Origin of the sequence: Campylobacter sp. RM12647, assembly GCF_020138135.1 — a bacterium.
GTDB lineage: Bacteria > Campylobacterota > Campylobacteria > Campylobacterales > Campylobacteraceae > Campylobacter_E.
The window spans coordinates 86,717-109,226 of sequence record NZ_JACGAS010000002.1 but is presented as its reverse complement, the minus strand read 5'-3'; the positions used below and the strand labels follow the sequence as shown (position 1 = coordinate 109,226).

The 22,510-nt window shown below is 28.0% G+C and carries 22 protein-coding genes; 18 read left to right on the top strand and 4 right to left on the bottom strand.

Annotated features, from left to right (window positions below):
- Positions 1–4: 4 nt before the first annotated feature.
- Genes AVBRAN12647_RS01495 through AVBRAN12647_RS01485 form a run of 3 tightly spaced genes read left to right on the top strand, consistent with a single transcriptional unit; the run spans position 5 to position 2,993 of the window.
- Positions 5–742 (top strand): NYN domain-containing protein, encoded by a 738-nt coding sequence (locus AVBRAN12647_RS01495; protein WP_239803716.1) that lies wholly within the window; start codon positions 5–7, stop codon positions 740–742.
- Between the two features lie 56 nt (positions 743–798).
- The gene (locus AVBRAN12647_RS01490) at positions 799–2,310 is read left to right on the top strand and encodes a 2-isopropylmalate synthase (protein WP_214120014.1); all 1,512 of its coding nucleotides are present in this window, start codon (positions 799–801) and stop codon (positions 2,308–2,310) included.
- Positions 2,310–2,993: a hypothetical protein gene (locus AVBRAN12647_RS01485; RefSeq protein WP_336614588.1), complete on the top strand. Its 684-nt coding sequence runs from the start codon at positions 2,310–2,312 to the stop codon at positions 2,991–2,993. Before AVBRAN12647_RS01490 ends, AVBRAN12647_RS01485 begins: the two co-directional genes overlap by 1 nt.
- Before the next feature lies 1 nt (position 2,994).
- Here AVBRAN12647_RS01485 and AVBRAN12647_RS01480 read toward each other — a convergent pair whose 3' ends face one another.
- Complete coding sequence (locus AVBRAN12647_RS01480; protein ID WP_336614587.1) at positions 2,995–3,624, bottom strand: thiamine diphosphokinase; 630 nt, start codon at positions 3,622–3,624, stop codon at positions 2,995–2,997.
- Complete coding sequence (gene pnuC / locus AVBRAN12647_RS01475) at positions 3,621–4,229, bottom strand: nicotinamide riboside transporter PnuC (protein ID WP_214115857.1); 609 nt, start codon at positions 4,227–4,229, stop codon at positions 3,621–3,623. The genes AVBRAN12647_RS01480 and pnuC overlap by 4 nt, the downstream gene beginning before the upstream one ends.
- A 160-nt stretch (positions 4,230–4,389) precedes the next feature.
- Here pnuC and rpsO point away from each other — a divergent pair, with 160 nt between their 5' ends.
- Genes rpsO through AVBRAN12647_RS01420 form a run of 11 tightly spaced genes read left to right on the top strand, consistent with a single transcriptional unit; the run spans position 4,390 to position 16,816 of the window.
- A complete protein-coding gene (gene rpsO, locus AVBRAN12647_RS01470) occupies positions 4,390–4,662 on the top strand; it encodes a 30S ribosomal protein S15 (protein ID WP_214115856.1) in 273 nt (90 codons plus the stop codon).
- 29 nt (positions 4,663–4,691) lie between these two features.
- Positions 4,692–5,105 carry an rRNA maturation RNase YbeY gene (ybeY, locus tag AVBRAN12647_RS01465; RefSeq protein WP_214116010.1) on the top strand — a complete coding sequence of 138 codons (414 nt, stop codon included), beginning with the start codon at positions 4,692–4,694 and terminating at the stop codon, positions 5,103–5,105.
- A 49-nt stretch (positions 5,106–5,154) separates the two neighbouring features.
- Entirely contained in the window at positions 5,155–5,445 is a 291-nt protein-coding gene (gene yajC, locus AVBRAN12647_RS01460) for a preprotein translocase subunit YajC (protein WP_214115855.1), read from the top strand.
- The gene (gene secD, locus AVBRAN12647_RS01455) at positions 5,445–7,031 is read left to right on the top strand and encodes a protein translocase subunit SecD (protein WP_214115854.1); all 1,587 of its coding nucleotides are present in this window, start codon (positions 5,445–5,447) and stop codon (positions 7,029–7,031) included. Before yajC ends, secD begins: the two co-directional genes overlap by 1 nt.
- Positions 7,031–8,005, top strand: coding sequence for a protein translocase subunit SecF (gene secF / locus AVBRAN12647_RS01450; RefSeq protein ID WP_214115853.1), 975 nt, complete (start codon positions 7,031–7,033; stop codon positions 8,003–8,005). The genes secD and secF overlap by 1 nt, the downstream gene beginning before the upstream one ends.
- The gene (locus tag AVBRAN12647_RS01445) at positions 8,005–8,349 is read left to right on the top strand and encodes a DUF6394 family protein (protein WP_214115852.1); all 345 of its coding nucleotides are present in this window, start codon (positions 8,005–8,007) and stop codon (positions 8,347–8,349) included. The genes secF and AVBRAN12647_RS01445 overlap by 1 nt, the downstream gene beginning before the upstream one ends.
- A gap of 10 nt (positions 8,350–8,359) precedes the next feature.
- Complete coding sequence (gene leuS / locus AVBRAN12647_RS01440; RefSeq protein WP_336614586.1) at positions 8,360–10,780, top strand: leucine--tRNA ligase; 2,421 nt, start codon at positions 8,360–8,362, stop codon at positions 10,778–10,780.
- A complete protein-coding gene (locus AVBRAN12647_RS01435; RefSeq protein WP_214115850.1) occupies positions 10,777–11,253 on the top strand; it encodes a hypothetical protein in 477 nt (158 codons plus the stop codon). Before leuS ends, AVBRAN12647_RS01435 begins: the two co-directional genes overlap by 4 nt.
- A gap of 53 nt (positions 11,254–11,306) precedes the next feature.
- Positions 11,307–12,854, top strand: a complete 1,548-nt coding sequence (locus tag AVBRAN12647_RS01430) for a GGDEF domain-containing protein (RefSeq protein ID WP_336614585.1) — start codon at positions 11,307–11,309, stop codon at positions 12,852–12,854.
- Entirely contained in the window at positions 12,838–13,971 is a 1,134-nt protein-coding gene (locus AVBRAN12647_RS01425; RefSeq protein WP_239803393.1) for a Mur ligase family protein, read from the top strand. The genes AVBRAN12647_RS01430 and AVBRAN12647_RS01425 overlap by 17 nt, the downstream gene beginning before the upstream one ends.
- Positions 13,952–16,816, top strand: a complete 2,865-nt coding sequence (locus AVBRAN12647_RS01420; protein WP_336614584.1) for a DEAD/DEAH box helicase — start codon at positions 13,952–13,954, stop codon at positions 16,814–16,816. Before AVBRAN12647_RS01425 ends, AVBRAN12647_RS01420 begins: the two co-directional genes overlap by 20 nt.
- A gap of 21 nt (positions 16,817–16,837) precedes the next feature.
- Here AVBRAN12647_RS01420 and fliI read toward each other — a convergent pair whose 3' ends face one another.
- Both fliI and folE read right to left on the bottom strand, forming a co-directional pair.
- Positions 16,838–18,133, bottom strand: coding sequence for a flagellar protein export ATPase FliI (gene fliI / locus AVBRAN12647_RS01415; RefSeq protein WP_214115846.1), 1,296 nt, complete (start codon positions 18,131–18,133; stop codon positions 16,838–16,840).
- Positions 18,130–18,669: a GTP cyclohydrolase I FolE gene (gene folE, locus AVBRAN12647_RS01410; protein ID WP_214120540.1), complete on the bottom strand. Its 540-nt coding sequence runs from the start codon at positions 18,667–18,669 to the stop codon at positions 18,130–18,132. The genes fliI and folE overlap by 4 nt, the downstream gene beginning before the upstream one ends.
- A gap of 76 nt (positions 18,670–18,745) precedes the next feature.
- Here folE and tig point away from each other — a divergent pair, with 76 nt between their 5' ends.
- Genes tig through def form a run of 4 tightly spaced genes read left to right on the top strand, consistent with a single transcriptional unit; the run spans position 18,746 to position 22,150 of the window.
- Positions 18,746–20,035 (top strand): trigger factor, encoded by a 1,290-nt coding sequence (gene tig / locus AVBRAN12647_RS01405; protein ID WP_336609423.1) that lies wholly within the window; start codon positions 18,746–18,748, stop codon positions 20,033–20,035.
- Positions 20,032–20,619, top strand: coding sequence for an ATP-dependent Clp endopeptidase proteolytic subunit ClpP (gene clpP / locus AVBRAN12647_RS01400; RefSeq protein WP_214115843.1), 588 nt, complete (start codon positions 20,032–20,034; stop codon positions 20,617–20,619). Before tig ends, clpP begins: the two co-directional genes overlap by 4 nt.
- Positions 20,620–20,628: 9 nt before the next feature.
- Entirely contained in the window at positions 20,629–21,642 is a 1,014-nt protein-coding gene (locus tag AVBRAN12647_RS01395) for a GGDEF domain-containing protein (RefSeq protein WP_214115842.1), read from the top strand.
- Complete coding sequence (gene def / locus AVBRAN12647_RS01390; protein WP_214115841.1) at positions 21,632–22,150, top strand: peptide deformylase; 519 nt, start codon at positions 21,632–21,634, stop codon at positions 22,148–22,150. The genes AVBRAN12647_RS01395 and def overlap by 11 nt, the downstream gene beginning before the upstream one ends.
- Positions 22,151–22,510 lie beyond the last annotated feature (360 nt).

Below are 22,510 nucleotides of genomic sequence, written 5' to 3'. Positions count from 1 at the left end.
TATGTTGGATAATAGTAGCGTAGCAGTATTTATAGATGCAGAAAATATACCTGCTAAATATGCTAGAGAAATATTTGACTACGCTTCTAATTATGGAAATGTTATTATTAAAAGAATATATGCTGATTGGAGTAAAGAAAATATTCAAAATTGGCGTGAAAAAATATTTGATTATGGCATTATTGCAATGCAGCAATTTTCTACTTCATCGGGTAAAAACTCATCTGATATGTATCTTACAACCGAAGCTTTAAGCATATTTTATGAAAAACAAATAGATGTTTTTGTTATAGTTTCAGGTGATAGTGATTATACGAGTTTAGCTCAAAAATTAAGAGAAAACAAAAAATTAGTAATTGGAATAGGGACTAATAAATCTTTAAAATCATATGTAAATTCATTTAATGAGTTTTTTTATTTGGATAATGAAAAAGTTAAAAGTAATGATAAAGACAGATTAAAAGCAATTCCAAAAGAGCAATTAAAAGAATTAGAGCAAATAATAGATAATTTAATTGATGAAAAAACTAGAGCAGAATATGCAGTAATAAATACATATATGCAGAAAAAATATTCTGATTTTCACGCTAAAAATTATGGTTTTAGTAGTTTTAGACAATTAATTGAGAATTTTATTTTAAAACATAAGGAATATCAAGAAAAAGTATCTGATGATAGATGTACTTATTATCTTGTGAAAAATTCTACACTCCTTCGCCCAAACAAGGGCGATATAGACTAAAAATTTATTAATAATACATATACTAACAATACATTAAATTAAAGGAAAGAAAAAAAATGAGTGAAAGAATTATAATATTTGATACAACTTTAAGAGATGGTGAGCAAAGTCCAGGTGCTTCAATGAATACAGAAGAAAAAATCCAAATAGCTTTAGCGCTTGAGCGTTTGGGTGTTGATGTTATGGAAGTAGGGTTTGCAGCATCTAGTCCAGGAGATTACGAAGCGATTAATAAAATTGCACAAATTATTAAAAACTCAAGCGTTTGTTCTCTTGCAAGATGTGTAGAAAACGACATTATTCAAGCAGGTAAAGCACTTGAGCCAGCAGCTAAAAAACGCATTCATACTTTTATTGCAACAAGTCCAATTCATATGGAATACAAGCTTAAAAAAACTCCAGCAGAAGTTTTAGCAACTGCAGTTAAGAATGTAAAATTAGCTAAGAGTTTATGCGATGATGTTGAGTTTTCTTGTGAAGATGCTTTAAGAAGTGATGTAAATTTTTTAAAAGAAATGGCTGATGCAGTTTATGAAGCAGGTGCAAGGACATTTAATATCCCTGATACGGTTGGATATAGATTACCTGATGAGATTTATAAAGTATTTAAAGAAATTAGCGATTATACAAAAGGAAGACTTATAGTATCAGCACACAATCACAATGATTTAGGTTTAGCTACTGCAAACACACTTGCTGCTATTAAAGGTGGTGCTAGACAAATTGAAGTTACTCTAAATGGCTTAGGTGAGCGTGCAGGAAATGCTGCTTTAGAAGAAGTTGTGATGGCTTTAAAGGTTAGAGCTGATGAATTAGGCGAGTTTTATACCACAATTAATCATAAAGAAATTTATCCATCAAGTAGATTATTGTCAAATATAATCGGTGTAAATCCACAACCAAATAAAGCAATAGTAGGTAAAAATGCCTTTTCTCACGAAAGTGGTATTCATCAAGATGGCGTGTTAAAACACCCTGAAACTTATGAGATTATGAAAGCTAGTGATATAGGCTTAGTTCAAGATAATTTAGTCTTAGGAAAACATAGTGGAAGAGCAGCGTTTAATGATAAATTAAAATCTCTTGGCTTTACATTAGATACTGATGAGTTAAATCGTGCATTTGCAGAGTTTAAAGACCTTTGCGATAAGAAAAAAGAAGTATTTGATGAAGATTTAATAGCAATAGTGGCTGCTGATAAGATTAAAATAGAAGAGAAATTTAAGCTTATAAATCTTCAAGTAAGCGATTGTTCATCAGCACTTGCGACTGCTGCTGTTACTATGGAGTGCGATGGAGAAATATTTAGCGAAGCAGCTATTGGAGATGGTGTAATTGATGCGGTATTTAAAGTAATTGATAGAGCTAGCAAGGTAAATGGTAGCTTGCTTGATTATAAGGTTGATGCGGTTAGTAAAGGTAAAGATGCTTTAGCTCAAGTTAGTGTAAAAGTTAGCTTTGAAGGTCAGCGTGCAATCATTGGTCACGGGCTTGACCTTGATACTATGAAAGCTAGTGCTAAGGCATATTTAGGTGCATTAAATAGCTATATTTCAATGAACAAATGATGAAAAAAGTTATAGAATTTGTAACGGAATTTAATAAGTTTGCTAAGGATAATTCCTTAGCACTTATAGAATTAGAACAAGCAAATTTCATAGCTAGTGCAAAAGACACTCTAAATCTTAGTAATATTGTAAAAAATATTATTTCTATTAAATTTTATAACCTTTATAAAGGAATAATTTTTTCTGATTTAGATTTATTTGTAGATAGAATACAAATATCACAATTTAGCCTAATTGATAAAAAACATATGTTGCTTTTATTAATAGCTAGTAGAAGTGAAAAATACGCTCAAACTCTAACCAGTAGTTTAAGAGAAGATGAAAGAAAATTTCTTAATACTTATCTTAAAAAAACTAAGGAATTTGTAAATTATGTATTGGATAAAAACAATAAAGACGAAATAGCTTTATTTTTATATGATTTAAATTCTTTTAGAAAATACTTAAAAAAAGATGAATTTTTAATGCCTACGAAAATTGCTAATGCTTTTAATTGGGTTAAAAAAATTGATGATAAAAATATTTTAGATGAATTAGAAAATAGTAAAAAATCATTATTTTTATCAAGAAGAAAATATTATGATAAATTAAATATATATGAAGATGTTGTGAAAGATTATAAAAAATATGAAAAAAAATTAGATTTAATTATTAAAGAGTTTAAATCAAATTCTAATTTATAAATTAAGTAAAATTCAAATATACTAAAAGTTCTTTATTATTATGGTTTTTTATACTAAAAGTATTGCCTAATGCTTCGTTTAAAGTCCCGCTATTTAGATGCTTAAAATTAAAATTATTTAACTCATACTTAAGGTTTTGTGAGCTAAATTTAGCTTTTTTATCAAGGCAAAATAATGATATTTGCTGACCTTTATAAGAATTAGCAGTAAAATCAGTATTTTTTATAAAAAATTCCCCGTAATTTGTAATTAGTTTTAGATTTATTGTCTTATTAAAGCGATTTTTTAATTTAAAATATTGAAACAATAAAGCTATATTTGCTATAAAATGATCATCTCTTTTGCCCCCAGCACCAAGGATAAAAATATCACTAAAATCCATTGATAAAGCGTATTTATAGGCTTTTGTTAAGTCATTCGTGTTTTGATTTTTTACTTTAATTATTTTTGCTTTTGTTTTTAGATTTTGAAAACTATCTAAATCCCCAATAATTACATTAGGCTCATAATTATTAGCTAAAAGCAAATTAGCAGCACCATCACAAGCTATTAAAAAATCAGCATTTTTTAGATAATTTAAGGTTATTTTATTGGTGCAAAACTCCCCATTAGCCATAATCACGCAAGTCATTTTAAATCCTTTTTCCAAGAAAATAAGTAAATAATACCTAAGATAAAAAATAAAATCATAAGCATTAATACAGCTAAATTAGAACTATCTTCAATGTAAAGAATAGTCCAAATATAAATAGAAGCAATGTTTGAAATACTTATATAAATATAATGATTTATTATTTTTTTTAGACTTAAAATAGTTGCGATAAGCCCACTTGAGAATATAAAGCTTTCAAGATAAATAAATCTTGATTCTAAATTCTGTAAATAAAAAGAATAAAAATAAGCAATAATAAAAATTGCTATATAAATTAATATAAAATTTTTCAAGCTTAAAGTCTTAATTAAAGTATTTTTATTCCAATAAAAATAGCCATAAATCATCATAGGAAAATAGCATAATAAATACAAAAATACTTCTCCAAAAAGTCTATTTATATAAGCAATATAAGCATAAATTAAAGCATTAAATACACCTACAATAAAGCATAATTTATTTTTTACTCCCATTAATAATACATATAAAATTCCAGTAAAAAGGGCAAAAAAGTTTAAAATATTTGAATTAGTAAAATAAGCAAAAGCTAAACTAAAAATAAGCGAAGTTAAAAATAATCTCATAATATCTCCTTAATCAGCATTACCTGTCCAAGTTCAATGGGTTTAATCTCAGCTAAAAGCACCCCAAAAAAATCTTATTATAATTATAAAAATTAATAATCTTATTAATCAATTTGTTTTATAATCACAGCTTTTAATTTACACCAATTTGGAGGTCAAAATGGCTTTGGATTCGGCAAGAAAAGCTGAAATTATCAGCAAATATGCAAGATTTGGTGGCGACACAGGTTCGTCTGAAGTTCAAATTGCTTTACTTACAGAAAGAATTGCAATATTAACAGAACACTTAAAAGTATTTAAAAAAGACTTTTCATCAAGACTAGGACTACTTAAATTAGTTGGTCAAAGAAAAAGACTTTTAAAATATTTAAAAGCTACAAAATACGATGTTTATGTTAAATTAATTAACGAATTAAACATTAGAGATAAATAATTCTTAGCCCCTTTTTGGGGCAAAATACTATGATTTTATACGATAATTTAGAAGAAATTACCTACCTTGAAAAACTAGCAAATTATCTAAGCTCTAAAGATATTGAGCTTGTTTTAACCAATAATGATGAAATGCAAGAAATCAATAAAAATACAAGAAATATTGATAAAACTACTGATGTTTTAAGTTTTCCACACGATAATTCTTTTTTAGATACTAATTTTTTAGGCTCATTAGTTATTAATACCGAACTAGCAAAAACTAAAGCTTGTGAATTAGGGCATAGTTTAGAAGATGAAATATCTTTATTATTTATTCATGGAATGTTACATTTATTAGGGTATGACCACGAAATAGATAATGGCGAAATGAGAGCAAAAGAGATTGAGCTAATAAAAGAATTTAATTTACCAACAAGCCTTATAGTAAGAACTTTAGATTAAATCTTTTTATGTAGAATGATAACTATTTTATTTTTTAAAAGGATATTCTATGGAACAAAATGCTTTAGTTCAATTTTTACCATTAATCGTATTATTTGCGATTTTTTATTTTTTAATTATTCGCCCACAACAAAAACAAGCAAAAGCACATAAAGAAATGCTAAATTCACTTACTAAAGGTGATAAAATAGTTACTAATGGTGGTTTAATTGTTGAAGTTGTAAAAGCTGAAGATGATTATTTAAAAATTAGATTAAATGATGATGTTGTTGCTAAATTAGATAAAAATTTTGTAGCTAGAAAAGTAGAAAACACAAATAATTCGGAAGCAACAAAATAATGCGTAATCAAAAAACAAAAAGTATCACATATCGTTTTTATGTTTTAGTTTTTGTTACACTTTTTGGCATATTTTTAAGTGTGCCAAGCTTTTTTTCTATAAATGGTCCTAAGATTAATTTAGGGCTTGATTTACAAGGCGGACTTCATATGCTTTTAGGTGTAGAAACCAATGAAGCTATAAAGTCTAAAGTAAAATCAATCGCTTCAAGTATTAATTATTCTTTTAATAAAGAAAATATTTTAACTGATGGATTTAAAAGTAATGATGGTGTAATACATTTTGAACTACTAGATAAAGATGATACTGCTAAAGTAGATAAAATAATTAAAGAACTAAAAGGCTTAAAAGTTAGTGTTAATAATTCTTTTTATGAGATTACTTTAACACCTGAAGAAGAAGTTCAAACTGCTAAATTTGCAATAGATCAAGCTGTAGAAACTATTAGAAATAGACTTGATTTATTTGGACTTTCAGAGCCAACTGTTGCTAAACAAGGTGAAGATAAAATCTTGGTTGAAATTCCAGGCGTAAAAACTGCTGAAGATGAGCAAAGAGCTAAAGATTTAATAGCTAAAGCCGCACATTTACAACTAATGGAAGTAGATAGAGCTAAGGCTGATCAAGGCAATATGTTAAGTCCTGAAGAAGCAGCAAGTTATGGAGATATTATTTTACCTGATGTAAAAGATAAAAATATTAAATATGTTTTAAAAGAATTACCTATTTTAGATGGCTCTATGTTAATTGATGCTAGAGTAGGATTTTCTGATAAAACTGCTCAACCTGTTATTAATTTTACACTTAATTCAGAAGGTGCAAAAATATTTGGAGATTTCACAGGTAAAAAAGTAGGTCATCAATTAGCAATAGTTTTAGATGGTAAGGTATATTCAGCTCCTAGAATTAATGAAAGAATAGGTGGTGGTAGCGGACAAATTAGTGGGAATTTCAGTGTTGAAGAAGCACACGATTTAGCTATTGCACTAAGAAGTGGGGCTTTATTAGCACCTGTTAAATTACTTGAAAAAAGAAGCGTAGGACCAAGTTTGGGTGCTGATAGTATCGAGCAAAGTTTAGTTGCACTTTTAGGTGTATTTTTGATGATTGTTGTTTTTATGGGAGTTTATTACGGAATTAGTGGTTTGTTTGCAAATATTGCTCTAATTTCTAATATATTCTTATTAGTAGCAGTAATGGCACTTTTTGGAGCAACGCTTACTCTTCCTGGTATGGCTGGGATTGTTCTAACCGTCGGTATGGCTGTAGATGCGAATGTTATTATTAATGAGCGTATTAGAGAGCTTATAAGAGATGGCGTTAATTTAAGAGATGCTATAAATAATGGTTATCATAACGCAATGAGTGCGATTTTAGATAGTAATCTAACTACTTTAATTACAAGTGCTGCATTATATGCTTATGGAACTGGTGCTATTAAAGGATTTGCTGTTACTATGAGTATAGGAATAATTGCATCAATGATAACAGCAATTATAGGAACTCATGCTTTATTTGATTTGTTTGCTAATAGAATTGAAAAAAGTGGCAATACAAGACTTTGGTTTGGTTATAGGAGAGTGTGATGCAAGTATTTTCTAGTAAAAAAATATATGATTTTATGAGGCTTAGATTTGCATCTATTGGCTTATCTTTTGTTTTAGTTATTGGCTCTATTATTTTATTATTTACACAAGGTCTAAATTACGGAATTGATTTTAGTGGTGGGACTTTAGTTCAGATAAAATATACTAATAAAAATGCTCCTTTAGATGATATTCGTAATATTTTAAATCAAAATGAAGCTTTAAAAGGTGCTAGCGTTACGGAATTTGGAAGTAGTGATGAAGTAGTAATTAGATTTTCAAGTTCAAGTGATAGTTTAGGTAAAGATGTAGGAGATACTATTGTAAAAATGTTATCTTCAACAGGTGATATTGAGCTAAGAAGAGTTGATATTGTTGGACCAAAAGTTGGTGGAGAATTAAGACAAAAAGGTTTAATGGCTATTTTGGTATCTTTTGCACTTATTTTAGTGTATATAGCTATTAGGTTTGAATGGCGTTTTGCTATGGCTGCAATTATTAGTGAAATTCACGATATTGTAATAGTTATTGGAGCGATTTCTCTTTTTCAAATTGATGTTAATCTTGATACTTTAGCAGCTATTTTAACCGTTTTAGGCTATTCACTAAATGATACAATTATTATTTTTGATAGAATTCGTGAAAGCATAAAAGAGAGTAAAAGCACTAATTTAGGTAGTATTATTAACGAAAGCGTATCAGCAACTCTATCAAGAACAACTCTTACATCAGGAACAACACTCTTTACGGTTTTAATTTTGTTTTTTTATGGTGGAGATATGATACACGGCTTTTCTCTTGCTTTAATAGTTGGGGTTATTGCAGGAACTTTAAGTTCAATTTTTGTAGCAAGCCCACTTTTAATGTGGTTTAATTTTAGCGTTAGTAATTATAGAACTAAAGAGCTTGATAAAATCAAGAAAAAAGAAGAAAAAGAACGCCTAAGAGCAATGTATGAAAAAGGACAATTATAATGGATTTTGGAAGAGTAATTCATATATTCTTTACATTGATGAGCTTAACTACAACGGCTGGCTTTTTATATTATCAAAGCCCTGTGGCATTATTTATAGCAGCTAGCATTAATTTGGTTTCAACACTTTTAAAAATTGGTGTTAGAAATATTTTAAGCACAGAGATTTTTGCAAGTTCACTTGTAACTGATGTGCATTTAATAATAGCTTTTGTTTTAACTCAAATTTATGGAACTAGTATGAGTGATTTGGTATATAGTATGACAATAGGTGCTGTAATATCAAATATATTTACACTTATTTTAGTATTGATTGAAGCTATTAAAAATAAAGATGAATTTTAAGGACTAATTTATGTATAACGCAAAAGAAGTTGAGAAAAAATGGCAAGAAATTTGGGATAAAGAGAATTATTACGAACCTAGTAATGATTTTAGTAAAGAAAAAAAATATATATTATCAATGTTTCCATACCCAAGTGGTAAAATCCATATGGGACATGTAAGAAACTATGCAATAGGTGATGCTTTAGCAAGACGCTTTAGAACTATGGGCTATAATGTTTTACACCCACTAGGGTTTGATAGTTTTGGTATGCCTGCTGAAAATGCTGCTATAAAATATGGGCTTCATCCTAAAAAATGGACTTATGAAAATATTGATTATATGAAAAAAGAGCTTTATTCTTTAGGTTTTTCGTTTTCTAAGACAAGATTGCTTGCTACAAGTGATGAGATTTATACTAAATTTGAGCAAGAAATTTTTGCAAAAATGTATGAAGCAGGTCTAATTTATACAAAAAAAGCTAATGTAAATTGGTGTGATAATGATAAAACCGTTTTAGCAAACGAACAAGTTGAAGATGGCAAATGCTGGAGATGTGGTCATGAAGTAGAGCAAAAATCTATGAATGGCTATTATGTAAGAATTACAAAATATGCTGAAGAATTATTAAAAGATTTAAAATATTTAGAAGATAAATGGCCAAATCAAGTTTTAACAATGCAAGAAAATTGGATAGGCAAAAGCGATGGATTGGAATTTGAATTAGATGTATCAAGTTCTAATAAAGATTTAGATGGATTAAAATTCAGTGTATTTACAACCCGTGCTGATACGATTTTTGGACTTTCTTATTTTGCTTTAGCACCTGAACATGAAATTACTAAAAAAGTTTTAGAAACTAATTTAATAAGTGAAAATGATAAAGACAAAATTAAAGCTATGCAAAATATGAGTGCTAAAAATAGAGCTCAAAGTGAAAAAGAAGGCGTATTTTTAGGTATTTATGCAATTCATCCAATAACTAAAGAAAAATTACCTGTATGGGTAGCAAATTTCGTTTTAGCTGATTATGGTAGTGGTGCTGTTATGGCAGTTCCAGCTCACGATGAAAGAGATTTTGAGTTTGCTAAAAAATATAATTTAAATATAAAATATGTAATAAATGGCGAAAATAAAAAAGATAATGAACCTTTTACTGAATATGGAATTTTATTTGATAGTGCAGAATTTAGTGGCTTAGATAGTGCTAGTGCTAGAATTGCGATTGCTAAAGAATTTGAAAATAGAAAAATCGGTAAAAGTATAATCAATTATAAATTAAGAGATTGGGGTATATCTCGTCAAAGATATTGGGGAGCTCCTATTCCGATTGTTAAATGCGATACTTGTGGAAGTGTAGTTGAGAATAATTTACCAGTGGCTTTACCTGAAGATGTAGTAATTGATGGAGAAGGAAATCCACTTGAAAAACACCCTACATTTAAACAATGTAAATGCCCTAAATGTGGAAAAGACGCAATTAGAGAGAGCGATACAATGGATACATTTTTCCAAAGCTCTTGGTATTTTGCAAGATTTGCAAGTAATCCTAGCAATTGGAATACAAAAGCAATTGATGATGAAGCAAAATATTGGATGAATGTAGATCAATATATTGGCGGTATTGAACACGCGATTTTACACTTATTATATGCTAGATTTTTCCAAAAAGCTTTAAGGGATTTAGGATATTTAAATGTAGATGAGCCGTTTGAACGCTTACTTACTCAAGGTATGGTTTTAAAAGATGGTGCTAAGATGAGTAAAAGCAAGGGTAATACGGTTGATCCTGATGATATTATTAAAAATTACGGAGCTGATACTGCAAGACTTTTCATACTTTTTGCTGCACCACCTCAAAAAGAATTAGAATGGAATGATAGTGCGGTTGAAGGTGCTTATAGATTTTTAAATAGACTTTATGATAAGGCTTTAGGGATTAATGTAGTTGATTTTAGTAATATAAATCACGCAAATCTTAGTAAAGATGATAAATTAGCAAGACTTAAAGTATATGAAGCTTTAAAAAAGGCTGATGATGTATTTAATAAAACTTACGCATTTAATACATTAATAGCTGCTTGTATGGAAGGCTTAAATGCTTTAAATAACGCAAGTAGTGATGAAGTTTTAAGTGAAGGTTTTGCAATAATTTTAAGCATACTTGACCCAATTATCCCACATTTAGCAAGTGAGTTAAGTGAGAAATTATTTAATAGAACAAATATTAAAACTTATGAATTAAAAGAAGAAGTATTTGTAAGCGATACAATAAAACTTGGAATTAGTATTAATGGTAAAAATAGAGCAGAGATTGAAGTTGATGCAAATGCTAATCAAGATGAAATTATCAAAATAGCAAAAGTTAAAGCAGCTAAATGGCTAGAAGATAAGATTATCGTAAAAGAAATTTATATTCCTAATAAATTAGTAAATATTGTAATTAAATGAAAAAAATACTTTTAAGTTTTACATTATTTTTTTGTGCTTGTGGCTATGCACCTTTGAATGTAGCCACTAGCAAAATGTTAGGCGAAAGTGTCAATGTAATTACTATTATAAATAAGGCTGAACCTAAAGATAGTATTACTTTAAATGATAATTTTACGAATTATGTAGAACATTATATGCATAAAAGTGTTAGTAAAACTGCAGATAGTAAGATTATTTTAAGAATTCTTAGTAGTGAATTTATACCTTTATATTATGATGAATTTGGATACGCTAAGAGTTATAAAGCTATTATTAGATTAGAATTTAATGTAACTTTTCAAGATGAAACAACTAAAAAAATTATAACTTCAGGCGAGCATATTTTTAATACAAATACAATTAGTGTTTTAAGTGATGAGCAAAAAAGTAGAGCTATTAATTTAGCTAGCCAAAAGGCGTTTAACGAATTTGCTTTAAGAATTATTATGTAGTTAATAATTAATTTTGTTTTGTTAGTATTAAGAAAAAATTTTAAAGAGAAAAAATGTCTATTAATATTAATGTGATTGCTAAAGAAACCATTGTAGAGCTTACTAAAAGGAACTTATTATTAACTCCTGAAAACTATTCAGAAGTTTTTGATGAAGTTGCTAAAAAATATGGAAGAACAACTCAAAATATTGATAAAATTCAAGGGTATATTTCTAAATTAAATCCCACATTAGCTCAAGATGTAAAAGGAAGAAATGTAAAAAGCCTAGAAGAATTAGTGGTATTTTTAATCTCTAAAGCTAATGGTATAAAAGAGGATAATAGTGATAAAAAGCTCATAATAAACTATAATATAATTTGTAAAAAATTATTAAAAATATTATCAAATTTACCAAATAAAGCTACTAAAAATCTTAGTGAAGAAGCTTTAAATAAATTAAATAATTCAAGTCTAAAAACATTAGAAGAACTAAAAAAAGATTGGATTAGGGTAGATGATGATTTGTTAGAACTTAATAATAAAATTCAACATTTAGGATTAAATTCTAGAGATGATTTTTTAGAAATTTTAGATGAATTATCTTTAAAAATTGAAAGAAATAATGCTAATGCAGTATGTGAAAATTTAGCTCCATCTGTGGCTTATTCTTTAACTCCATCAATTGCTAATTATGTAAATGATGAAATCAATCAGTTTTGTGAAAGTATAAATGCAGAGCCACAAATATTAGGCGTAAAGCAAATTACAGAACAATTTAGAAATCTAGTCAAAAAAAGAATAGATATTGATAGAGCAGAAATTTCAAGTTCAAATAAAGTTTTAAATGATGTTTTGGAGCAAATTAGTGATAAGATTGTAAGTATTCTTAGTATGGCTACAAATTCTCAACAAAAAGTTCAAGAAATTAAAAAAGAAATTGAAAGTATTAAAGTTGAAGATGAAGCTATGCAGACTATTAAAGCAAGATTGATAGCTATAGTTGCTATGTTTGAAAAAGAAATAATAGATTTAAAAGAAAAAACAAAATTAGATGCCGATACTTTAGGTGATCTTAAAATTAAAGTTCAAGGACTAGAGCAAGAAATTAACAAACTAAGAGAAGAAACTCAAGTAGATTTTCTAACTCAACTTGCAAATAAGCGTCAATTAGAAGAACAATTAAAATTAGCCGAAGAATCTTATGAAAGATATAATATAAATTATTCAATAGCATTTTTTGATATTGACCATTTTAAGTTTATAAATGATACCTATGGACACGCAGCAGGAGATACTATACTCGCTAATTTAGGAAATATTATTTTAAATAACATTAGAAAATTAGATTGTGCGGGGAGATATGGTGGGGAAGAATTTATGGTAATTCTTCCACATTCATCAATTGATGATGCAGTAAAATTTGCTGAAAAAATTAGAGTTTTAGTATCAGAGCAAAAGTTTTTATGTAAAGGTAAGACTATTAGTATAAAAGTAAGCGGTGGGGTTAGTGATAGAAGAAGCTATGAGACCCAAGAGCAATTTATTGAAGCTGTTGATAAATTATTATACGCAGCAAAAAATGCAGGTAGAAATAATATAAAAAGTGCAAGTAGAAAATAAACTTTCAAATTATTTAGATAATTTAGCGGAATTTTACGAGAAATTTGACCTTTTTAAGGCTCATAGATTTAAGCATTTGCTAAATTATGATTTTGATACAAAAGTAGTGCAAATTTTAGGCACTAATGGTAAAGGTAGTACGGGAAGATACCTTGCTTTAATGCTTAGTGATAGCGGGTATAAAGTAGGGCATTTTATAAGTCCACATATATTCTCTTACAAAGAAAGATTTAGTATATTTCAAAATCAAGTTATGCAAGATATTGATTTAGACATAGCTCATAATATTTTGCAAGATAAATTAAAAAAGCTTAATTTAAAAGAAAATCTTAGTTATTTTGAATATTTATGTTTTTTATCACCTATTGTTTTTAGTGAGTGTGATTATGTAATTTTTGAAGCTGGACTTGGTGGAGAATACGATGCTACAAGTATTTTTAAAAGAGATTTATGTGTATTTACTCCGATTAGTATTGACCACGCCGATATTTTAGGTTCTAATTTAGATGATATTTTTAGAACTAAAATTAAAGCAATGTGTGGTGTTAATATTTTTGCTAATAAAAATGAGATGATATTAAAAGCGGCCATTCAAAAAGGAGTTAAGGCTAGTTTTTTAAATGCTGATTATTCAAAATTATGCCTTGATGAAAATGAGTTTTTAAAACATAATTTTAGCTTAGCTCAACTTGCATATTTTGAGTTAGAAAAACATTTTTATATAGGTAAAGCAATTAAATTAGATTTAAGAGCAAGATGTGAAAAACTAGCAAGTAATTTAATAATAGATGTAGGGCATAACGCTGCAGCTGCAAAGAATTTAAATCAAGAAATTAAAAAACAATTCCCAACTAAAGTTAGTTTAATTGCTAATTTTTTTGCCAATAAAGATGTAAAAGATATTTTAAGTATTTTAAAGCCAAGTATTAATGAAGTTTTGGTTTTTAACTATAAAAGCGAACATAGAGCTTTAGCAAATGTTAAAGAGATTTGCAAAGAATTAGACATTAAATGTAGTGATTTTAGTGATTTTGATATAGATAAAAATTATGCAGTTTTTGGCTCTTTTATGCTAGTAGAAAGGTTTTTGAGATTTTATGCAAGCAAATCTTTATGAGTATTTAATAAATAATAAAAATTATGCAAAAATTATTATATGTGAAGACTTAAACGAAGCAAAATCTTTATCAAATGTAGCTTTATATTTAGGGATAAATAGTTTTATTTTACCTGATTTTAGAGCAGAGATTAATGACGATTTACGCTCGTTTTCTATGGAATTATTTGATATTTCAAAAGTTTTAAGTGATTATTACGATTATCAAGATAAAAAGATTTTAATAATCCCTATTAATACTATTAAAAAACCACTTCCAAGTAAAGATGATTTAAAGTGTTTAAAGATTGAATTTGGCGATAGGATTAATTTAAATTCTTTAGCAAAAGAGCTTTTAAGGTTAAATTATAATTTAGTTGATATGGTTCAAAGTCCAGGAGAATTTAGTATAGGTCATGAAAAAATTGATATTTTTTCATTGAAATATGAAAATCCAATTAGAATAGTTTTATTTGATGATGAAGTAGAAAGTATTAAATATTTTGATGCAAGTTCTGGACTTAGCTATAAAGAAGAGTGTGAATATTGTGATATTTTGCCGTTAATTTCTTATGTAAGCGAAGAAAAATACGAAGAAATCAAAGAAAGTATTTTAAATAATGATGATTTAAATGAATACGAAAGCGTATTTTATTGGCATTTAAAACTTAGTAATTATTTAGAGTTTTCTTATGTTTGCACGAAAGAATTTGAATTAGGAAATATAATTTCTAAAGCTAAAAAATATAGCGATATGGTGTTTAATCCTAGCAATGATTTTTTCAAATTAAACTCAAATAAAAAAATAAAATTACTAGCTAGTAATGAGAATAAATTCTTAGATTATAAATTAGGTGAAAATGTAGAAAAAATCATCTCAAATGCAGTTTTAAATATTCAAAGCGATGATGAATTAATATTAAGTCTTAATAAATATTATAAAAAAGAGAAAAAATATAAATCAAGCATAGTTTTAGATGAGCTTATAAAAAATGATTATGTAGTTCATGAGCGATACGGCGTAGGTAGATTTTTAGGATTAGAATTAATAGAAAATGAAGGAAAAAAGCAAGAATTTATTGTGATTGAATATCAAAATGAAAATAAATTGCTACTTCCAACTAGCTCACTTTATTTGCTTGATAAATATATTTCAAGCTCAATTCCTGAACTTGATAAATTAGGCAAAAATACTTTTGTAAAACTCAAAGAAAAACTTAAAACTAAATTATTAGCAATTGCAGGTGCTATTACTGAACTAGCAGCAAAAAGGCAGTTAATTGTAACAAAGGCTATTAAAAAACCACTTGATTATGAGATATTTAAGGCTAAAGCAGGATTTGTTTTAACAAGTGATCAAGAAAAAGCAGTTAATGATATTTTTGAAGAGATAAGCAAATGCACTCCTATGGATAGATTGCTTAGTGCTGATGTTGGTTTTGGTAAAACCGAAGTCGCAATGCACGCAATTTTTGCCTGTGTTAAAAATGGTTTAAATGCCTTATTTTTTGTCCCAACTACACTTTTATGCTCTCAACATTATAAAACACTTAAAAATCGTTTAGAGCCTTTTGGAATTCAAGTTTTTAGACTTGATAGATTTTCTAATACTAAAAAGGCTATTATGAATACAAAAGAGCCAAAGGTTATTATAGGAACTCACGCTTTACTTAGCTTAGCAATTGATGATGTTGGGCTAATCGTAATTGATGAAGAGCATAAATTTGGCGTAAAACAAAAAGAAAAATTAAAAGATATAAGTATAAAAGCTCATCAATTAAGTATGAGTGCTACTCCAATCCCAAGAACGCTTAATCAAGCTTTAAGCACACTTAAGACTTATTCTCAAATTCTAACTCCGCCTAATGATAGATTAGATGTAAGAACTTTTGTAAAAACTTATGATGACGCTTTAATTAAAGAAATCATAGCAAGAGAGCTTAGGCGTGGCGGGCAAGTATTTTACATACACAATCACATAGCTTCAATTGAACATAAAAAACGCTATTTAGAAGAGCTTTATCCAAAGCTTAGAATTTTAGTTTTACATTCAAAAATACCAGCAAATGAAGCTGAAGAAAAACTATTTGAATACGAAGAGAAAAAGTATGATTTATTATTATGCACGAGCATTGTTGAAAGTGGAATTGACTTAGCAAATGCAAACACCATAATAGTAGAAAAATCAAATCATTTCGGTATAGCTGATTTGCACCAACTTCGTGGTAGAGTAGGTCGTAGCAAAATACAAGGATTTTGCTATTTTCTAGTTGATAACGAAGAAAGCGTTAGTGAAGATTCTAAGAAAAGATTATTAAGCTTAGCTAGTAATTCGTATTTAGGTAGTGGTAGCACTCTAGCTCAAATGGATTTAGAAATAAGGGGCGGTGGTAATTTATTAGGTGCTGAACAAAGCGGTCATATAGAACAACTTGGCTATGCACTTTATATTAAAATGCTAGAAGCTGAAATTAATAGACTAAGTAAAGGAAATATCACAAAAGAGATTAAATACGAGCAAAAATTATTAGTAAATGCTTATATAAGCGATTATTTAGTGCCTAATGATAAGCTAAGATTAAGCCTTTATAGAAAAATAAATGAGTGTGATAATTTAGCTAGTTTATCTACTATGCAAGATTCTTTTAACGATAGATTTGGCAAATGCGATAGCTATACAAGAAATTATTTTTCACTTATGGCAATTAAAATTTTATGTATTAAGCACGGATTTTGTGAAGTTAGTAATTATGAGCAAAATATAAAACTTTTAAAAGATAATGATGAAAGAATTATTTTAAAAGCACCAAGCAAAAGCGATGATGATATAATAGATACTTTATTAAAATATTTAAATTCTTTATAAGAATTTAAATATTAATTCGGATTAATTAATTTGCTCAAGCATACTTAAAACTTCTTCAAAAGCAAAAGCCTCATCATTTCCTTGTCTTAAAAAATCATTCATATAATCTTTTTTACTCATTGCAAAATCAAGCTCTTTATCGCTACCTTTTACATAAGCACCAATTCTAATTAGAGTTTCGTTTTCTTTTAAAACTGAATTAAGCCTTTTAAACTTAGCAGCATTTTTTTTATGTTCAGGCGTTACCACATCTCCCATAACCCTACTTGCTGAATTTTGAATATTAATCGGAGGATATATTCCAAAATCAGTTAGGCTTCTATCTAATACGATATGCCCATCAAGAATTGACCTACTTTGATCAGCAATAGGATCGCTCATATCATCTCCATCAACTAGCACGGTAAAAAATGCTGTAATAGTTCCTTTACCTTCTTCTTTACCAGCTCGCTCCATTAATTGCGGCAATAGATTAAATACACTTGGTGGATAGCCTTTAGCAGTAGGCGGCTCTCCAAGAGCAAGACCGATTTCGCGTTGAGCCATAGCAAAACGAGTAACGCTATCCATTATAAATAATACATCCATTCCTTGCTCTTTAAAAAATTCAGCCACACTCATAGCACAAAATGCCCCATATTTACGCATTAATGCACTATCATCGCTAGTCGCAACTATCATAACGGTATCATCCATTTTACCACCTAAATTCTTATGTATAAACTCAGGAATTTCTCTACCACGCTCACCTATTAAAGCAACTACTTTAACGGCTGCAGGGGCATTTTTAACTATCATTCCCATAAGAGTTGATTTACCAACCCCAGAACCAGCAAAAATACCTAATTTTTGTCCTACTCCACAAGTTAAAAGCCCATCAATACTTTTAATACCAACAGGAAAAGGCTCACTTATAAGCCCACGCTTAAGTGCGTCTATTGGTGCTCTTAAAATAGGCATCATTTTACTTGGTGTGATTTTTTCTTTTCCATCTTTTGGACGCATAAATGGATCAACCACACGCCCAAGTAATTCCATAGAGCAAGGAATTTTCATTCCTGCTTCTTCTAAAAATGCTTTATCTCCGATTTTAAAGCCTTCTACAAAATCAAAAGGGCTTAAAAATGAAATATGCTCTTCAATCTTAACAACCATTGCATAAGCTGTTTTTTCCTCGTTTTCAAGTCTTATAACATCACCTACGCTAGTGATTAATCCTTTAATCTCTATACTAATTGCAGAGATTTTGTATATAAAGCCAAAATTTTGTGAAATTGGTATTTTTGATATTTTATTTTTCAGTTTTTCTAAGTTCATTTTATTAGTGAATAAAATTCTTTCCTAGTTCTTTCATCGCTTAAAAATATGCCTTTAAGAGAACTTGTTATTGTTTTAGAATTTACTTTTTGAATTCCACGCATTTGCATACATAAATGCTCAGCTTCAATAGTTACAGCAACACCTTTTGGCTTTAATATTTCATATAAAGCTAGGCTAATTTGTTCGCATAATTGTTCTTGGATTTGCAATCTTCTTGAATAAACTTCAACAAGTCTAGGTAATTTTGAAAGCCCAACTACTTTTCCATTAGGTATATAAGCAATATGAACTTTTCCAAAAAATGGTAATAAATGGTGTTCGCATAAGCTATAAAAATCAATGTCTTTTACTAAAACCATTTCATTGTTATCAGTGTTAAAAATAGCTTCGTTTAAAATTTCTTTTGGATTTTTTGTATAGCCACTACATAAGAATTCATATGATTTTTGAACCCTTTCAGGTGTTTTTACTAATCCTTCTCTATTTGGATTTTCACCAATTTTTATTAATAAATTTTTAATTAAGTCTTGCATTCTTTACCTTTATATTTTGCCAATGATTAATTTTTTTAGCTAGAATTGTGCGAAATATTTTACAAAAGGTAGTTTAATGAAACTTAGTACAACAAAAATTGATGAAATTAATTACTCAGTAAGTGGTGTTATAGAAAAATCTTTAATAGATGAAAAGGTTAAAGAAATAGCTGTAAAAGCTAGTAAAACCATGCAAGTTGCTGGTTTTAGAAAAGGCAAAGTTCCTGTAAATGTTGTTTTAGATAGATATAAAGATTCTTTATTAAAAGATGCAGAACAAGAAGCGATTACAAGTGCTTATAAAAATGCAGTTAAAGAAACAGGTAAAGATGAAAAAGAATTAATCGGCGAGCCAAGCTTTAAAAAATTCGATAGAAAAGATAGTGGAATTGAATTTGAATTCGTAGTTTCTTTTAGACCAACAATTGATTTAAGTGGTTATGAAGCATTAGTTCCTGCATTAAAAATAGAAGAAATTAAAGAAAAAGATATTAAAGCTAGAAAAGAAGCTATGCTTAAGCAATTTGCTCCATTAGAAAAAACTAAAAAACAAATCTTAAAAAAAGGTGATTATGCTAAGTTTGATTTTGAAGGATTTGTTGATGGCGTTGCTTTTGAAGGTGGTAAAGCAGAAAATTATATGCTAGAGATTGGAAGTGGTCAATTTATACCAGGATTTGAAGATGGTATGATAGAGCTTAAAGTTGGCGAAGAAAAAGATATAGAAGTAACTTTCCCTGAAAATTATCAAGCAGCTCATTTAGCGGGTAAAAAAGCAGTATTTAAAGTAAAATTACATGAAATTCACGCAAGAAAATTACCTGAAATTGATGAAGAAATGCTTAAAAAATTACTTCCTGGTGTAGACAACCCAACTGAAGCAATTTTAGATGAAAAAATAAAAGAACAATTAGAAACAGAAGCTAAATTTAAACAAATTGATGAAAAATTAAAACAAGAATTTGTTGAAAAAATGCTAGAAAAATATACTTTTGCAGTTCCACAAAACATTTTAGAACAAGAAACTAATTTACAATTTAATCAAGCTGCAAGAAGCTTTAGTAAAGAAGAATTTGACAAATTAAAAGATGATAAATATTTAGAAGAAAAAAGAAAAGAATATGAAGCAGAAGCTTTAAAAAGCGTAAAATTAACTTTCATTGTTGATGAATTAGCAAAATTAAGAAATGTAGTTGTAAATGACCAAGAAGTAGCACAAGCTATTTATTTTGAAGCTTTAAGATATGGAATGGACCCTAAACAACTAATAGAAAACTATACAAAAAATGGCACATTACCAGCTGTTAGAATGAGTTTGGTAGAAGAAAAATTATTTGCTGATTTATTTTTAGGAAAAGATAAATGAGCTACATACCTTATGTAGTAGAAAAAACTAGCAAAGGCGAGAGAAGTTATGATATTTACTCTCGCTTACTTAAAGATAGAATTATTCTTTTAAGTGGTGAAATAAATGATGATGTAGCTGCTAGTGTAGTTGCACAATTATTGTTTTTAGAAGCTCAAGATTCTACTAAAGATATTTATTTGTATATAAATAGTCCTGGTGGAGTTGTAACTAGTGGTCTTAGTATATTTGATACAATGAATTATATTAAACCTGATGTTAGTACAATTTGTATAGGACAAGCTGCTTCAATGGGAGCGTTTTTACTTAGCTCTGGAGCTAAAGGTAAAAGGTTTGCTCTTCCAAATGCTAGAATTATGATACATCAGCCTTTAGGCGGTGCAAGAGGTCAAGCGACTGATATTGAAATTCAAGCAAAAGAAATTTTAAGATTAAAAGCAATGCTTAACAAAGTATTAGCTGAAAATACCGGTAATAAATTGGCAAAAGTTGAGAAGGACACTGAACGCGATTATTTTATGAGTTCAGAAGAAGCTTTAAAATATGGACTAATTGATAAGGTATTAGAAAAAAGTTTTAAATAGGATAGGGCTTTGAATAAAGAGATAATACACGATGAATCTCCTAAGATTCAGAAATTAAGCGGTGGAGAATTTGAGAAATTTACTCAACAAGTAATTAAACAACTTATAGAGGATAATGTTCCACCAACTCCTACTAATTATTCTATTTATTTTGAAAAAATGTTAGATACTAAGCCTATGGCCTTTAAAAAAAGAGTAACAGAAATGATTACTTATGAAAAAGAAGACCAAAGTAATAAAGTTGCTGTAATAGAACAAGACATTAAAGAAACCTTTGTAAATATAAAACAGCTAGTAGGTTCTATTGCAACAATTTATAAAAATATAAGCACAATGAAAGCTTTAATTAAGAAAAAAATAGGCGATTTGAGTATCGCTACTGGTTCTTTATCTATTCAAAATATTTTAAGGTCTTTAGATAGTGATATGGCTAAACTCACCACAGCCCTTGATATTCAATTAAATAGTATAAAAAAAGGTTATGATGAGATTGTAAAAATACATAATAGGGTGAATGAGCAGAGTGAATTTGATGATAAATTCGGAGTGTTTAATAAAAGATATTTATATAATAATATTACTCAAGACATAGAAGATATTAAAAAATATGGTTATTCAATATCATTGATGTTTGTAAAGATTAAAGATAGTTTATTAAATACAATTGAATTACAAAAAGATAAAAATCTTTTGATGAGAAATGTTGCGAAATTATTATTAAAAACCTCAAGAAGAAGCGATGTTGTGGCACATTATGGAGATGGTATTTTTGTAATGGCAATGAAACATACAAATATAGTTAATGCAAAAAAAGCTTGTGAGAGAATTTCAGACTTATTTTACAATACAACATTTTTTATAAATGATAATGAAATTGATATTAATATAGAAATGAGCGTTGTAGCACTTAGTGGCGATAATTATGAAGAACAAATTCTTGAGGCTATTAGCGTATTACCGAATACTGGTAAAAATAAAGAAATTTATGCTGTAGTTGGAGATAGTGAAGAAAATGATGCTTAAATTAATAACTTATCCTAATAAATTATTATTTACTAGGAGTGAAGAAGTTAAGGTATTTGATGAAGAGTTACATACATTTTTAGATGATATGTATGAAACTATGATTTCATCTAGTGGTATAGGTTTAGCAGCAATACAAGTTGCAAAACCTTTAAGAATATTTTTGATTAATTTATTAAATGAAAATGAAGAACAAAATAAAGATGATTTGATTGAATTTATTAATCCAATAATCACACCTATTGGAGAAGGAACGCAAGTTTATGAAGAAGGTTGTCTTAGTGTTCCTGGTTTTTTTGAAGAAGTAACTAGATATAATAAAATTAAAGTTGATTATTTAGATAGGTTTGGAAATCAAAAAACTTTAGAAGCTGAAGGGCTTTTAGCAGTTGCTATTCAACACGAAAACGACCATCTTGATGGACATTTATTCATAGAAAAAATATCATTTAGTGGAAGAAAAAAATTAGAAAAACATTTAAAAAGTTCTAAAAAGCCTAAAAAATAATTATGGCTTTTTAGATTATTGTTTATATCTTCATTTATTCTGCAAAATAATTTATACTTTTATAATTCATAGTAATATTTTAAAAAGTATAAAAATATTTGTTGTTAAAATCTTTTAGAATTTAATTTGCAATGCTTTTATAGAACTTACTTTGTATTATGCTTGTAGTTTAAATTATTTGATTAGTTTGTAAATATTATTAGATAGATTTGATATTTAAAACTTAAGTGAATATTAAAAATTACGCAGCTTATAAATATAGTAATTTATATTAATTTAAATAAAATAATTGGTTTTAATAAGATATTAAAATACTTAAATTGATACTAAAAATTAAAATTGTAACTAAGCAGAAAAAAT